Annotated in this window: 13 protein-coding genes; 11 read left to right on the top strand and 2 right to left on the bottom strand. The window is 63.6% G+C overall.

The window, feature by feature from the left end:
- Nucleotides 1–191 precede the first annotated feature (191 nt).
- Together LZC95_45370 and LZC95_45365 are read left to right on the top strand one after the other, a co-directional pair.
- On the top strand, nt 192–839 hold the full coding sequence (locus LZC95_45370; protein WXA93672.1) for a hypothetical protein: 648 nt from the start codon (nt 192–194) through the stop codon (nt 837–839).
- A gap of 200 nt (nt 840–1,039) precedes the next feature.
- Nucleotides 1,040–1,813 carry a Stp1/IreP family PP2C-type Ser/Thr phosphatase gene (locus LZC95_45365; GenBank protein WXA93671.1) on the top strand — a complete coding sequence of 258 codons (774 nt, stop codon included), beginning with the start codon at nt 1,040–1,042 and terminating at the stop codon, nt 1,811–1,813.
- Nucleotides 1,814–1,823: 10 nt separating this feature from the next.
- Here the strand turns inward: LZC95_45365 and LZC95_45360 are convergent, their stop codons facing one another.
- The gene (locus LZC95_45360) at nt 1,824–2,141 is read right to left on the bottom strand and encodes a hypothetical protein (protein WXA93670.1); all 318 of its coding nucleotides are present in this window, start codon (nt 2,139–2,141) and stop codon (nt 1,824–1,826) included.
- Nucleotides 2,138–2,725, bottom strand: coding sequence for a sigma-70 family RNA polymerase sigma factor (locus LZC95_45355; protein ID WXA93669.1), 588 nt, complete (start codon nt 2,723–2,725; stop codon nt 2,138–2,140). The genes LZC95_45360 and LZC95_45355 overlap by 4 nt, the downstream gene beginning before the upstream one ends.
- 233 nt (nt 2,726–2,958) lie before the next feature.
- On the opposite strand from LZC95_45355, the gene LZC95_45350 reads away from it, so the two are divergent.
- From LZC95_45350 to LZC95_45310, 9 genes are all read left to right on the top strand, one after another.
- Nucleotides 2,959–4,779 (top strand): PAS domain-containing protein, encoded by a 1,821-nt coding sequence (locus tag LZC95_45350; protein ID WXA93668.1) that lies wholly within the window; start codon nt 2,959–2,961, stop codon nt 4,777–4,779.
- 46 nt (nt 4,780–4,825) lie between these two features.
- The gene (locus LZC95_45345; GenBank protein WXA93667.1) at nt 4,826–5,005 is read left to right on the top strand and encodes a TIGR04563 family protein; all 180 of its coding nucleotides are present in this window, start codon (nt 4,826–4,828) and stop codon (nt 5,003–5,005) included.
- Nucleotides 5,006–5,385: 380 nt separating this feature from the next.
- Nucleotides 5,386–6,327, top strand: coding sequence for a hypothetical protein (locus LZC95_45340; GenBank protein ID WXA93666.1), 942 nt, complete (start codon nt 5,386–5,388; stop codon nt 6,325–6,327).
- A gap of 74 nt (nt 6,328–6,401) precedes the next feature.
- Nucleotides 6,402–10,190 carry a hypothetical protein gene (locus tag LZC95_45335; GenBank protein ID WXA93665.1) on the top strand — a complete coding sequence of 1,263 codons (3,789 nt, stop codon included), beginning with the start codon at nt 6,402–6,404 and terminating at the stop codon, nt 10,188–10,190.
- 127 nt (nt 10,191–10,317) lie between these two features.
- On the top strand, nt 10,318–10,845 hold the full coding sequence (locus tag LZC95_45330) for an RNA polymerase sigma factor (protein ID WXA93664.1): 528 nt from the start codon (nt 10,318–10,320) through the stop codon (nt 10,843–10,845).
- 63 nt (nt 10,846–10,908) lie between these two features.
- Complete coding sequence (locus LZC95_45325) at nt 10,909–11,415, top strand: DUF4352 domain-containing protein (GenBank protein ID WXA93663.1); 507 nt, start codon at nt 10,909–10,911, stop codon at nt 11,413–11,415.
- Nucleotides 11,412–11,945 carry a hypothetical protein gene (locus tag LZC95_45320; protein ID WXA93662.1) on the top strand — a complete coding sequence of 178 codons (534 nt, stop codon included), beginning with the start codon at nt 11,412–11,414 and terminating at the stop codon, nt 11,943–11,945. The genes LZC95_45325 and LZC95_45320 overlap by 4 nt, the downstream gene beginning before the upstream one ends.
- 191 nt (nt 11,946–12,136) lie before the next feature.
- On the top strand, nt 12,137–12,481 hold the full coding sequence (locus LZC95_45315) for a glutaredoxin (protein ID WXB00274.1): 345 nt from the start codon (nt 12,137–12,139) through the stop codon (nt 12,479–12,481).
- Nucleotides 12,482–13,256: 775 nt separating this feature from the next.
- Nucleotides 13,257–13,682: a hypothetical protein gene (locus LZC95_45310; protein ID WXA93661.1), complete on the top strand. Its 426-nt coding sequence runs from the start codon at nt 13,257–13,259 to the stop codon at nt 13,680–13,682.
- Nucleotides 13,683–13,927 lie beyond the last annotated feature (245 nt).

The raw sequence follows: 13,927 nt of genomic DNA, 5'->3' as shown, positions 1-13,927 counted from the left end.
CTGCAACGGGACGGTCATCTCGTCGTGCGGAGGGGTCTCGGATAATCCCCTCATCTGCTCGAATTAAGGCGTCCAGCATCTCGCCCTAACACTCGAACCAAGTTACGCTCGAAAGCCGTCGTCGCCCTGCACCGGGCGGCTGACGGCTTTCGTCGTCCGACCCTCACTCTTTCTTCGACTAGGAGGCCTCCATGAACACGATGCGCCTTGCCGCTGCACTCGGAATCGCCACCCTTGCCGCGAGTGCCGGCTTTCTCGCGTGCAGCAATGACGACTCGTCGGCTCCTCAGCAAGACGCGTCGACCGATGGGAAGCTCGACACGGGGGCACTCCCCGACACGGGCGGCAACACCCAGGACGCCGGCACCGATGCGCAGCAGCCCATCTCGGACCCTGGCCTCGTGGCGTGCGGCTCGAGCTCCTGCAACACGGCCTCTCAATACTGCTGCATCCGCCCGGACGGAGGCGTCCAGTCCTGCAACGACACGACGGGCGGCGGTGGGCGGGACGGCGGTGGCGGAGGCACGTGCGCCAACGGAACGCGTATCGAGTGCGACGAAGCGGCCGACTGCAACGATGCCGGCGCCTCGGGCCTCGTCTGCTGCGTGCGGCTCGCGTCAGGCATCGTCAACGAGGTCGGCAACCGCTGCCAAACCACCGCCCAGTGCCAGCGTGCTGCCTCCGGGGTCGGCCGCCACGCCTGCAAGACCGACAGCGACTGCGCCGATGCAGGTGCCGACGCCCGCACCTGCGTGACCCAGGGTTGCCGTGGTCGCAGCGTGCGCTCCTGCGGAGGCTTTCCCGTCGACGACGCCGGCATCGTGATGGGCTGCAACTGACCCTCTCACATCGGTCGTTCGCACCACATCGAGGGTGGCTCGAAGCGCCACCAAGCCCATCATTTACCCGATTTTTTCACTGAGCCCCGACCGAGCCGACCCCTATCGTACCTTCGGGGTGCGCGAGGACCTTGACACCTCTGCCTGCGCCTTGCCACTCTTCCCGGGTGGTAACGCGTAACGTAGGGGTGGGTGAGGTCGTGACCAGACCGCTCCGGATTGAACTTGCCGGCAAAACCGACGTTGGCAAGAAGCGAAACCACAATGAGGACAACTTTTCCATAATCGAGGAAAGTGGCCTTTACATTGTAGCGGATGGCATGGGCGGCCACGCGTCGGGCGAGGTGGCGAGCCAAATGGCCGTCGATGCGATGCGGGAGTTCTTCCTCTCCACCGCGCAAGATCCCGAGCGGACGTGGCCCTACAAGATGGACCGCTCCAAGGGCTACGAGGAGAATCGCCTCATCACCGGCATCAAGCTGGCGAACCTCCGCATCTACGAGACCGCCCAACGGGACGCAGGCAAGCGCGGCATGGGCACCACCATCGTGACCATGTTCGCCGTCGAGGACGGCGTGTACATCGCCCACGTCGGCGATTCGCGCGGGTATCGCATCCGCGATGGCAAGATCGAGCAGCTCACCGAGGACCACTCGCTGCTCAACGACTACATCAAGATGAAGCGCCTCACGCCCGAGGAGATCGCGAACTTCCCGCACAAGAACGTCATCGTGCGCGCGCTCGGGATGAAGGACACCGTCAAGGTGGACACGCGGTTCGAAACGCCGCGGGCGAACGATACGTACCTTCTCTGCTCCGACGGCCTGTCGGGCCCCGTGACCGACGCCGAGATGCTCGAGATGGTCACGAGCTCACCGGACCTGGAGACGGCGGCGGGTCGCCTCATTGCCGCGGCCAACTCCAATGGCGGGCCGGACAACATCACCGTCATCCTCGCCCGCTGGGTGGGCTGACCGCGCGCCGCTACCCCGACAACCCCGTCGGCGAAAGCGCGAAGTACGCGGCCGCCAAGATCACCAGCATGACCAACGCCACGAGCCCATAGCTCGTACGCAGCGGCGACGTGCTCCATCCGTCCCCGTAGAATTTCCCCCGCGAGCGCTCGCGCAGCTTCCGTTGCACCCCGCGCAGCACCACCTCCGAGCGCGCTGCATCTTCGGCCGCGCCGGTCTTGCCGCTCTTGCCCAGCAGCGCCTCCATCGCGCGCTCTTGCTCGGCGAGCTCGGCCTCGGACACCTCCGTCTCGTCGCTGTCCTTGGGCAGCTCGTGCTCGTTGCTCATCCGATCTTCTCCCCGAGCTCGCGCTCCACCATCTCTTTGAGCATGGCACGCGCTCGAAAGATGCGGCTCTTCACGGTGCCGGCGGCGAGCCCGGTAATCTGCTCCACCTCCTCGTAGCTGAGCTCTTCGACGTCCCGCAAGATGAGGCACTCCCGAAAGCTGGGCTCCAAGCGCAAAATGGAGCGCTGAACGATCTGCTCCAGTTGTTTTCCGGCCAGCGCCTCGTCGGGCCGTGCCACGTGGCCCGTGTTCGAGGGGCGCGATGCGGTTTCGTCCTCGTCCGGTGGCGCTTCGTTGGACCGACGCAGTTTCAGGTACTTGGTGCGATTCTTACATAAGTTAATCGCAATTCGGTAAATCCAGGTTGAAAGTTTGCTGTCGCCACGAAAGGTCCCGATGGCCTTGAAGACCTGGACGAAGACCTCCTGGCAAAGCTCTTCGGCTTCGGCGTGGTGTCCAATGAAACGAAGCACCAGCGAAAAGACACGCCGCTCGTAGAGCCGCACCAGCTCGTTGAACGCGTGCTCGTCGCGGCGCACGAGTCGCTCGATCAGCTTCGATTCAGTGGCGTCCGCGAAGCTCACGTGGAGCGGCCATCGTGCATGAGGCGTCCTTGCCTAGCAAATTGCAAGAACGGCGCGGCGCAGGGGGCCGTGCCGTGGTTAAATAGGAGTAGGTCCGTCTCCGTCGTCAGGTCTGGCCCATTTTCGACTTGGACACGTCGCCCGCGTGGAAGTTCCTGCGCGGGTTCGCGACGAGCGCGGCGTCGCGGTCATCAGCAACAATTGGCGGCTGTCGGCACCCTCACCAAGTTCGCATGTTCGATTTGAGCCCGAAGAAGGAATCCGCATCGCCCGAACGCGAAATTGACCACGGCGAAACCGCCGATGGCGGCAAGGCCGAGGACCGCGTGAGCGTCGCTCCAGCATCCACGGAACGAGGCCGCGACGAGCTGGAAATCGAGGTTCACGAGCTGCGGGACCTCGTCCAGAAGCTCACCGACGAGGCCAAGAGCGCCCACACTGCGCTTCACGAGAGCATGGCTGGCCACCGCCTCCTCGCGGAAGCCGCCGAAGATGGCCTGTGGTTTTGGGACATCCGCGCCGGCACCGTCGAATACACGGACCGCATGCTCGCCATCCTCGGCGTGTCCCGCGAATCGATGCGCGGCAGCCTCGATGGCTTCATGGCCCGCGTCCACGGGGAGGACCGCCCGCGCGTCTCCGCGGCCCTGCAGGCGCATCTCGATCGGCGTGCACCCTTTCTCGTGAGCTTCCGCGTGCGCGGTCCGGAGGGCGATTACCGCACCTGTTCGGCGCGCGGCCAGGCCGAGTGGGATGCGCGCGGGACGCCGATCCGCATGGCGGGCGCGGTGCTCGACATCACCGAGACCAAGCGCGTCGAGGTGCAGGTTCGCTTTCTCGCGGAGGCCAGCAGCGTGCTCGCCTCGTCGCTCGATTACGAATCGACCTTGGCCAGCCTGGCGAAAATCGCCGTGCCCGAGGTGGCCGACTTCTTCGCCGTCGACTTGAGCGGCGAATCGCTGGCGGACATCCACCGCCTCGAGCTCGCCCACTCCGACCCGTCGAAGGTGGCCATCGCCTGGCAGCTTGCCCACCAACGGCCACCGCGCCCCGACGACTCCATCGGTGCGGGGCGGGTCATGGCCACGGGCGAAAGCGAACTGACCACCGAGCTGTCCGAGGTCCTCGCCGCCCGCACGGCCTCGCGCGACTTCAGCCAAGACGACGACGAGCTCTTCGCCATCTTTCGCCGGCTCGAGCTTCGCTCGATGATTCACGTGCCGCTCTTTGCGCGCGGCTCCGTCGTCGGTGCGCTCTCGCTGGGCTCCACCGCGTCGAACCGCCGATATGGGCCCAGCGATCGCGAGTTCGCCGAAGAGCTCGCGCGACGCGCCAGCTTGGCCATCGAGAATGCATGGCTCTATCGCGACGCGGAGCGTTCCGTCCGCATGAAAGAGGATTTGCTCGACGTCCTCTCGCATGATTTGAAAAATCCGCTGGCCTCGGTCATCAACGACGTAGGCATCCTTCTCAAGACGGTTCCTCAGGAATCGCACGTGGACCGACAGCGCCTGGAAAATGTCTGGCGCACCTCCGAGCGTATGCTCGCGTTCCTTCAAAGCTTCATCGATCTGGCGCAGCTCGAGGCCGGCACGGTGGCCTTCGACACGAAGCAACATGACCCATCGGCCATCGTTCTCGAGGCCGTGGAAATGAACCGCTCGGCCATCGGCGAAAAGGGCCTCACTTTGATGCGCGGCGCCGCACCGCGGCTATCCGTCACCTGCGATCGGCGGCGCATCGTGCATGTCTTGTCGCGCCTCATTGCGTATGCGGTGCGCGTCACGCCACGTGCGGGGCGCATCACCTTGCACCTCGAGTCGGTGCCTGGCGAAGTCAAAATCGGTGTAGGCGATGAAGGGCAATCCATTCCGCGCGAACAGCTCGACCGACTGCTCGCTGGAAATACGCGCCAGCGCGACCGCGATGGTCATGCGATCGGCTTAAGTGTTGCGATCGCCAAGGCCATCGTGATGGCACACGGTGGGCGCTTCTGGGCGGAAACAGGCGCGACGGGCACCACCTTTTTCTTCACGTTGCCGAGTGGACCGTGATGAAGGGTAGGATCTTCGCTCGCGCCGTACTAAAGTAGCTCACGCCATGTCCACCGAATCGAAATCCGAGAAGCGAAAGCAAAGCTTGTACTTCCCTGAGTCGATGCTCGTCGAAATTCAGCAAGAGGCGACACGGCTTCAACGCTCGCTCTCCTGGGTGGTGCAGCGCGCGTGGAAGGTGGCGCGCGAAGAAGTAAAGAAGATGCCCGGTTCGACGGAACCGTGATTTTCCAAGTGCCAACTTCACTTCATTAATTCCAAGTAGGATCCGTTTGGCAACGGCGTGAGTCCCTTGCCCTTTCGACCTCGCAACGAGACGGTGGCCCGAAAATCGGGCCCCGCGAGGTCGAAATTGTGCCCCGCCCTCGCCGGTCAGCTCGAATACCCGCCCGAGTAGCGGCACCGTATCGAGAGAATGTTGCAGTAGAGGTTGCGTCGCGCCCGCGCGTGCGCACTGTATTCATTCTGAAGGTGCTTTGATCGGTGGTGAGGCAGGATCGGCTGTAGGCTGTAAGGGTCGAACACAAGTTGGATTGATGGAGGGGCTCTCTCCGTCGGCCGTGTGCACGGGCGTCACTTGCCTGCCTGCGCTCGTCGATGGGGGGCATGCGGGGAGGTGGCACGTTGAATGGCGCAGGGCATACCGTCTTGGTCATCGGCGACAGTGAATCGGATCTGGAGCAAATCCGCGGAGCATTGAGTACGGCGGGCTGTCGCGTTCTTACACGTCACGGGCGTCAGGGATCGGTTTCCGCAGTTCTTCGAGTAAGGCCCGATCTCGTTTTGTTGGACGCCAATGTTATTCCGGGTACGGCTTCGCATCCCGAGGCGGCCCCCAAAGCAGGGACATCGTCACCGTCGCAGGGAAAAGATGGTGGTCTTACGGCCGACGCCATCGCAAGAATCCTCTCGCGCGCCGACACGCGCCCCGAGACGATTGTACTGCTTCACTCGAACCTGCCTGCGCCGACACTTCGCCTCAAGGTTTTGGCCTGTGGCGCGGACGGCTACATTCAAAAGAGCGCCGACCTCACGCACCTCGTGCGCGAAGTCACCGCTTGGCTGAATGGGCAACGCACGCGTTCGAGCGGCACGGTGAGGACCAGCGGCGTATTCGACCCGCAAATGTCTCTTTCCGCCCGCAAGGCACCGGGTTTGCGTTGCCGTATCCTCTTCGTGGACGACGATCCCGCGTCGCATTCGTTTTATCGCAAATCCGTCGTCGTCGAGGACATGACCGCCGAATACGTCGTTTCCGTCCAGCAAGCGTTGCGCAGCGCGCGTGCGGAGCCACCGCCCGACGTCATCGTTTCCGAGTTTCTGCGGGGCGAAAAAGGATTGGAGCTTTACCAAACATTGCGCGGGTCCGACCCAAGTTGGCGATTTCGATTCATCTTTTTGACGGGCATCACCCACGCTGCCCTGCAGCGGCTCGATGTTCCGGTATTGAAAAAGCCAATTGCGCCCGAGGCGGTGCGCGATGCGATTCGGTATGCGGTAACGAGCTTCCGCTTCTTGGACGCGAATGCTCGGTTGAAAAGCTCGTAACAAGTCACGGCTGAGGTTCGGTTCGTGCGCAACCCGACGAGCTCCAGGGTCGATGTGTTGACCCGGGAGGCGCCATGTCGAGAATTTGCCGTGTTGCGTGCTTCGTTCTGATCGTGGCCACGCTGGCCATTCTGGGATTTGGCTGCGACGGCGACGCCCAATCCGCACCTCCGGGGGTCGGACCCGCCTTGGATTTCGGGCAAATCGCCCGCCAAGTGCACTTTGCATTTCGCCCTGCGGACGGGGCGTGGGTCGGAGGTGACACCGCCTACGGTGTGCGCGTGACGGACGACGCGCTTCGCATGACGCCCTTTCAAGGGACGCAGGCGGGGGAGTCTCTCACCGTCCGCACCCTTTCGGTACAGCGTGAATCGATTTCCCTTTCGTCCTCGGCGGGGGCTCCCCGCATCGAGTCCGACGGCGCACTCACGATTCCGCGTGGCACCGTGGTGGAGCGTCTGCGCAATGACGAAAAGGGGACGGAGCAAAGTTGGCATTTCGAACGCCGCCCATCCGGAAAAGGCAATTTGCTGGTGCGCATACGCATCGACGGACAGCGCTATACGGGTGAAAGTGCCGCTGGCCACCATTTCGAAGATCCGAAAACGGGATTGGGCTTTTGCTACGGGCCGGCTCGATGGATGGAGGCCAATGGCCAATCGCATTCGGTTCAGGCCACCTGGGATCGCGGTGATGTGATTTTGACCGTGCCCGCAGCCTTGGTGGAGGCGTCCGAGTACCCCGCGCAGCTCGACCCGACGATTTCACCGGAGTTCGGGATGGACCAGCCCATCTCCGTAGCCCGGGGAGGTGGCCAAGGATGGCCGCAGGTCGCCTTCAATGGGACCAACTATTTGGTGGCGTGGCTCGACGTCGCGGACGCCTCCCGCGAGGGCAGCTTGACCTACGCCGCACGCGTCGCGCCGAGCGGAGCGCTGCTGGACCCGCATGGGATCCTCGTGTCATCCGCGACCAGGGGAACGCCGCCCGCCGTCGTTTCGGATGGTGCGGGCTGGCTGGTCCTCGTGCCGGGAGACGCCTCGATCGGCCCTACTTCGAAGCCAACGGGGGTGCGCATCTCGGCAGAGGGAAAGCTCGCGGGGCGCGTGGAGCTGCCGTTGGGGCAGGGCCCCCTTGCGGGCACGTTCGTGCGCGACCACTACCTCGCGGTGGGTGCGGGAAAGGCGAGTGGGACGTCGGGGGTTCGCATCCGGCCCGACGGCACCCTGCTCGATCCGTCGGGGTTCGCGATTACCAACCAAGTGGGGTCGGTGGCCGTCGCCTCGAATGGGAGCTTGTCCCTGATGGTCCTCGGCAATCGCTCGGGGACGCGCACGCCGCCGAATGCGGTGGCTGCGCGGATCACACCCGAGGGCACGGTGTTGGACCTCGATCCGTTTCCCATCGATACGACGTCGATTCACACCGCCGGTGCGTCGGTATCGAGCGACGGACACGACTTTTTGGTGATTTATGAAACGATGATTCGGCCCGACCCCGATGCCAATTACGATGACGCGATTGTCGCCAAACGCATCACGTCGGACGGCGTCATCCGGGACGCTGCGCCCATCGTGCTCGCCACCGATGGTTCGTACGAGCTGCGAAGCCCGACGGTGACGTTCACCGGACAATCGTACGTCGCGGCCTGGGAGCGCAATCGGCCGTACTATCACAACGGGGAAATCCGACTTGGACGGGTGGGCTTGCAGGGGGAAGTGCTGCATCCCCCGCGCGGGGTTCTCGTTGCCGATACGACCACCGACGATGGGCCGCAAATGGCCTTCGATGGTTCGAATGTCCTGTTGGTCTGGAGCCGGCCCATTCAGGTCGGCCGTTCATGGCACGAGACCGTGCACTCGGGCCGCTTCTCGACGGTGTTGCGTCCGGTCGATGGCACCGGCGTGCCTCTCCCGATCCAATCGGCCAATGGGCAGAGCCGACCTGCCGTTGCCGCCATGGGGTCCCAGTACCTCGTCGTGTGGGAGGACGGCCGTGGCGGTGTCGAATTCGCAATTTCCGGCGCGCGCGTGGACGCGACAGGCAAGGTGCTCGATCCTTCCGGGATTGCCGTCGCGCGGGGCGTAGGGCGAAAAATGCACCCTACCGTTGCGAGCAACGGGACGGGCTACATGGTCGCCTGGAGGGACGAGCGGGAGGAGAATAGGCCGCAGATCTACGGTGCCCGCGTCGATGCCGCCGGCGGCGCGAAGGAGCCGGGCGGCTTCGCGTTGGGCACGATGACCAGCTACGACCGGCCCAGTCCGGCCATCGCATCCGATGGCACGGGTTACCTGGTGGCATGGGTCGACGACCAGTGGCACCTCCGCGGAGCGACGGCCCCCGCGGACACGGGATCGCGTCCCGCATTCGAGCTCGCCGGGACGAACGCCCAAGTTTTGGATATCGCATACAATGGCGCGCAATACCTTTTGGTATGGGACGAAGGCGACTGGAACAGGGTGAACGCCGTTCGCATTGGCAAAGACGGCGCACTCGCGGATTCCGTTCTTCCCATTGCAGAATGGGCGAAAGATGCGTCCGTGGCCTCGGGCGGATCCAATTGGATGGTGACGTGGCGGTCCTACGGCGACGACGGCTCGGGGCTGCGGGGCGCTCGGATCAGCGGGGTCGGTACGTTGCTGGACAGGCCTGGATTCTGGATGGTGAAGGAGGCGCCCTCCGAAGAGATCTCGGGCTCGGACATCGCCTGGTACGGAGATTCCTATTTTGCCGTCTGGACGAAGGGGCCATATCGGAAGGGCGACGTTTTCGGCGCGAGGATCAACCCAAAGGGTGCTCGTGTCGATGCGGCGGACGTCACCATTTCGGCGCACGCCGAGGACGATCGCGATCCGGTCCTTGCCGGCGCCGGCAAGGGGCAGGTTCTCATCGCGTACTCCCGGTTCGATCCTGCGCCACCGATTGCCGCGACCCGTGTGTATGCGCGGCTCGCAAGCGATACCGCCAGCGGAACAGCGTGCAGCGGCGCCGGCGGTTGCGCGAGCGGTTTCTGCGTCGACGGTTTTTGCTGCAATACAGCGTGCAACGGTACCTGCCAAGCGTGCAGCGCCACGAAGACGGGCATGGCAAACGGAACGTGTGCACCGGTTTTGCGTGGCACGGATCCCGATGCGGAATGCGCCGCCGATGCCTTGGCGTGCACCATTGCGGTTTGCGGCGAGGGTGCGTGCGTGCAGGAGATCCGGCGAGACACGTGCTTGGTCAATGGCGTTTGCCACGCGCCGGGCGACACGGCCGGGGACGGCTGCATTGGCTGTGCGCCGGCGGTATCGCAAACGCAATTCACGGCCAAGCCCGACGGTACGGCGTGCATCAGCGACGACCAGTGGTGCACGTCGGACCAATGCCGCGCCGGGGCCTGCGAGCACACTTTGTCGGGGCTCAATTGCATAATTGGCGCTGCGTGTTACGCACGGGATCAAGTCAATCCGGCCGATCGATGCGAGGAGTGCAATCCGTACCGTAGCCGGACGGAATGGTCGAAAATTCCCTATTGCGGTTTGCCCGACGCGGGAACGGGCGACGGCGGTGTCGCGGATGGCGGAAGTGCCGACGGCGGCGTCCGCGACGGTGGGGACTCCGGCTCGCCCTCCACCTACGACAGTGGGAGCGGCGAATGGCCGCCGCCGCCCGACTACGATGCCGGACCGTGGGACGCGGAAGCCGGCGACATCGGACATGGCGGCGGCTGCGGGTGCCATGTGCAAGAGCAGCAAAGCGTGCGCGGGCAAGCCGTGGCGGGGATGTTCGTCATCGCAGCGCTCATGGTGCGGCGAAGGCGAGCGACGGGTGCGCTATGGCAACGACGAAAGGCGTGCAGCGCATCCGGTCGGTCATAAGCGTGCGTCGCAATTCAAGCCAAAAAAACTGCGGTATGTGTGAACTCCGAGGGAGGTCACGCTGCGCTAGCGTCGATGGACGTGGCGTGTTAGCGAATGCTCATCGTCCATGCTTCATGATGCGGCCTTGTCTCGTTCCGTCGCACCCAGCTTTCGCAGTCTCTATGACAACGAGGTCCACTTCATTCACCGCAACTTGCGCCGCCTTGGCGTGCGCGAGGAAGACGTCGAGGACAGGGCCCAGGAGGTCTTCGTCGTCGCCCACCGCCGTTTTGCCGAGTTCGTCGATCATGGCTACGGCGCGCGTTCTTGGCTCTTTCAAATCGCGCTCCGGGTAGCCGCCGACGCGCGGCGCCATCGGCGGCGTCATCCCGAAGATGCAGACGGCGGAGAAGCCATGGCGCTTCTCACGGTCAGCGCGGAGCAAACGGGGGCCGTTACGCGCCGCGAGCGTCTCGCACGGCTCGATGTCGCGCTCTCGACCATCCCGCTGGAGCGCCGCGCGGTGCTCGTTCTGTACGAGATCGAAGAGCAGCCCGTCTCCGAGATCGCGCGCACGTTCGAAATTTCGGAGAGCCTCGTTTACAATCGCCTCCGCACGGCCCGCGGCGAGCTGGAACGCGCCTTGAAACGCAGCGAACCGCCACGCGGTTGAGCTCTCTCCCCGCAACCATCGAGCGCGCCCGGTCGATGTATCGCCCGAGGAGACGCTCGAGCGATGATCCCACGCCTTCTCGTTGCGGCTGAGCTTTTACTTTTTGCGGCCTCAGGGTCATTCCTGACCGCATGCGGCTCGGTCGTTCTCGACCAGCGCATCGAGGCGAAAGCAAACGATTGGGCCTTCACGGTGAAGTCCGTCCGCGATGGTCCGAACAGTTACGTCTCGACGCGTGGGCCGGGGCCCGCGGAGCGCTGGGTCCCGCCGGGCCACCACCGGTTCCTCATCTTCACCGTCTCGCTACGCAATGATGCGCGTGCGCGCCGGTCCTTCCACTACGAGGATTGCGATCTCGACGATCCGGGTCACGACAAAGTGTTCTTGCCTGTCATCGTCGACCGAAATGTGCTCGTCAATCTTCCCATTCTCGACAAATCGGATGACGTCGATTCGGGTGAATCGGTGTCGCGCATGTTGTATTATGCATATCCGGAAGACCGATATCCAACCCGGTTGGACTGTGGTGGAAAGTTGGTATTGCCGCTTCCATTCGAGGGGGGTCGATGAAAACGAACATTGCGACGCTGTTCGGTGCCTGCTTCTTGCTGCTCGCGGCCTGCGGCGGCTCCAGCGCGAACCGCGCTGGTGACGGAGCTGGCGTCACCATCGCCAAATTCGACGAAACCGTGTTTTCCGTCGACGCAGAAGTCACACGGAGCGGCGCCCCACGCGATCGCGGGGTCGATATCCCGTTCGATCGCATCAGCGCGTCCGACGCCTTGGCCGCGGCCTGCGACACGGTTCGCAATTGTTACAATGGTCCGCCGGTGGCGGTGGTGGTCACGACGACCTTCGAACAAGATGGCCAGGCGATGACCACCCACCTCGACCAACCCATCGCCGCAGTGGGAACGTTGATCGCGAGCTGCGTCGAAGACCGCTTTCGCAAGGTCCGCGTGCACCAATTCTCCGGCGACCCGGTGACCGCCTCACAAAAGTGCCGCGTAGGCCGCGAGGTGGCGTGGGACTGCATGTACGAGGATTGCGGCGTGATTCCCTCGTCGCCGCACCCGGATCTATTTCCACCGTTTCGGTAAGGGATGCCGTAGAGACGAAGTGACCACGGGTGATTGCGCGAGTGTGAAGATTCGTGAATCGTCTTGATCCGGGGCTGCCCAACGTCCGCGCGGACGTAAGATGGCGATCCATGACATCTCGCACCGACGGCCCCCGAGCTGAAAAACCGTACCTCGATGCATCGCGCATAGCCCCGGCGGCGCTCCAGAAGATGTCCGCGTTTCATACGGACGTCATCCGTGAGGTCGAGCACGCGGTGGCCGCCGCGCCGGTCGTCGTGGTGGGCATGGCGCAGAACCCTCACGTCAAGAACGTCCGAAAAGCGCTCACGGCCGCGGGTATCGCCTTCACCTATCTCGAATACGGCAGCTATTTCTCGGGATGGAAGAAGCGGCTCGCCATCAAACTCTGGAGCGGCTGGCCAACGTTTCCCCAAGTCTTCCTGCGCGGCGTGCTCGTGGGCGGCGAAGACCTCACGGTCGCCGCCATAGGTGACGGTGCTTTTCGCAACTTGGGACAATTGCCGGCCGCGAGCGAGTTGGAAAAGGCGCTCTGAGTTCGCCGTGCTTGGCGAGCGTGGCGACGCTTTGCGGTGTGCGCAGCACGCAAGCACGCGAGTATGGCGGTACGGGTTCTCTGCGACGGCCAGGCAATGGCACGAGGCCGCTGCGTTTTTCCATTGCGATGCGAATCGTTTGGCTCTTCGGCGATAACGTTCGTGGCCACGAGTGCGGCGCACGTGCGCGCCCAGTCGACGATGGCGCGCAACACGGTTGCCATCCAAAGCGGCCACGATCCGGTGACGGCGGCAATGGCATTTCACTGGCGTGGTACTTCGACGACGCCGGAATCCTCTTTCCCCGAGCAGGGAATCACTGGTACTGGCCGCGGCACGGCGTTCGCGTAGGGGCGGGGCTCGTGCTCTTTCTTCAACGCGTGAAGGCGACACGGGGCGCGTGCTCGGATTCGAAGTCGATGGCCGGTGCCTCGCCGTTGTCGACGACGCTTCCCGCGAGCCAAGCCTCGCTTCACATTCTCGTCTACGCCGCAAAGGGCCACCCGAGTTGTCCGCCGGCGGCGCGCTGGCCATCACCTATGCGAGCAACACCGTCAATGGCCTCAAGGGTTTCCTGAATGACGCACGCAGTACTATCCAAGATTCGTAAAGCTCGTGCGACGACGTTGATTGCGACGAGGTAAGCGCACGCGTACCTTGGGGGACGATGAACGTCCCTAACCCGAACAACCCCTATCAGGCTCCCATCCCTTACGCGCCCGAGGGGGCTTATCCCAACATGTATGGGGCGCCTCCGCCCGTCCAAGGCGGTGCCGTGAGTGAACTCGCCCTCGAGAGCCTGCGTCAGACACGCCCCTGGGTACTTGTCATTAGCATTCTCATGTTTATTGGTGCGGGATTCATGCTGCTGGCAGGCATTGGGATGCTCGTCGCCGGGGCCTTCGTTCCTGAAAGCCCGAGCGGACCCAAGGCTCCCATCGCCATGTCGTACTTGGGGTTGTTCTACCTGCCTCTCGCCGTCCTCTATGTTTTTCCCGCTTTCAAATTATCGAAATATGCCGGGAGCATTTCCCGTCTGGTGGCCAGTCGCTCGCTCTCCGATTTGGAACTTTCCCTGGGCCATCAAAAGTCGTTCTGGAAATTCTGCGGGATCGCCGCCTTGCTCATGATCGTCGTGTATGCCCTCGTTGCCGTGGCCATCGTGGTTGCCGGTGCCATGTCCGTCATGAAAGCGCACTGACCTTCTGAACCCTACTTCGGCGCCGAAATTCGATGCCCTTCGGCGCTTTCTTCTTTGCCCGCGATGGCTCATCGCGAAGCGACGATCCCTGTCGTGCCGGTCGATGCACAAGGGCGAGTCGTCGTCGCCTCGGGCGGTGACGTGCCCTTAGGGAAGAACACAATCCAAGCATCCAAGTACACTAGCGAGGAGGCCACGATTTCCAAGTTGGACGCTTTCTTCGTTTCGAGCGCGTGGCCAGCGAG

Source organism: Sorangiineae bacterium MSr12523, from assembly GCA_037157775.1.
GTDB classification, from domain to species: Bacteria; Myxococcota_A; Polyangia; order Polyangiales; family Polyangiaceae; genus Pendulispora; species Pendulispora brunnea.
Note: the sequence above shows the minus strand (reverse complement) of the source record. Positions and strands in the feature narration are given on the sequence as shown.

What these genes read in the sequence shown, in the direction of transcription:
- LZC95_45370 (WXA93672.1), top strand. Translation starts at nt 192, where the DNA reads ATGAACACGATGCGCCTTGCCGCTGCACTCGGAATCGCCACCCTTGCC.
- LZC95_45360 (WXA93670.1), bottom strand. Translation starts at nt 2,141, where the DNA reads ATGAGCAACGAGCACGAGCTGCCCAAGGACAGCGACGAGACGGAGGTG.
- LZC95_45350 (WXA93668.1), top strand. Translation starts at nt 2,959, where the DNA reads ATGTTCGATTTGAGCCCGAAGAAGGAATCCGCATCGCCCGAACGCGAA.
- LZC95_45345 (WXA93667.1), top strand. Translation starts at nt 4,826, where the DNA reads ATGTCCACCGAATCGAAATCCGAGAAGCGAAAGCAAAGCTTGTACTTC.
- LZC95_45340 (WXA93666.1), top strand. Translation starts at nt 5,386, where the DNA reads ATGCGGGGAGGTGGCACGTTGAATGGCGCAGGGCATACCGTCTTGGTC.
- LZC95_45335 (WXA93665.1), top strand. Translation starts at nt 6,402, where the DNA reads ATGTCGAGAATTTGCCGTGTTGCGTGCTTCGTTCTGATCGTGGCCACG.
- LZC95_45325 (WXA93663.1), top strand. Translation starts at nt 10,909, where the DNA reads ATGATCCCACGCCTTCTCGTTGCGGCTGAGCTTTTACTTTTTGCGGCC.
- LZC95_45320 (WXA93662.1), top strand. Translation starts at nt 11,412, where the DNA reads ATGAAAACGAACATTGCGACGCTGTTCGGTGCCTGCTTCTTGCTGCTC.
- LZC95_45315 (WXB00274.1), top strand. Translation starts at nt 12,137, where the DNA reads ATGTCCGCGTTTCATACGGACGTCATCCGTGAGGTCGAGCACGCGGTG.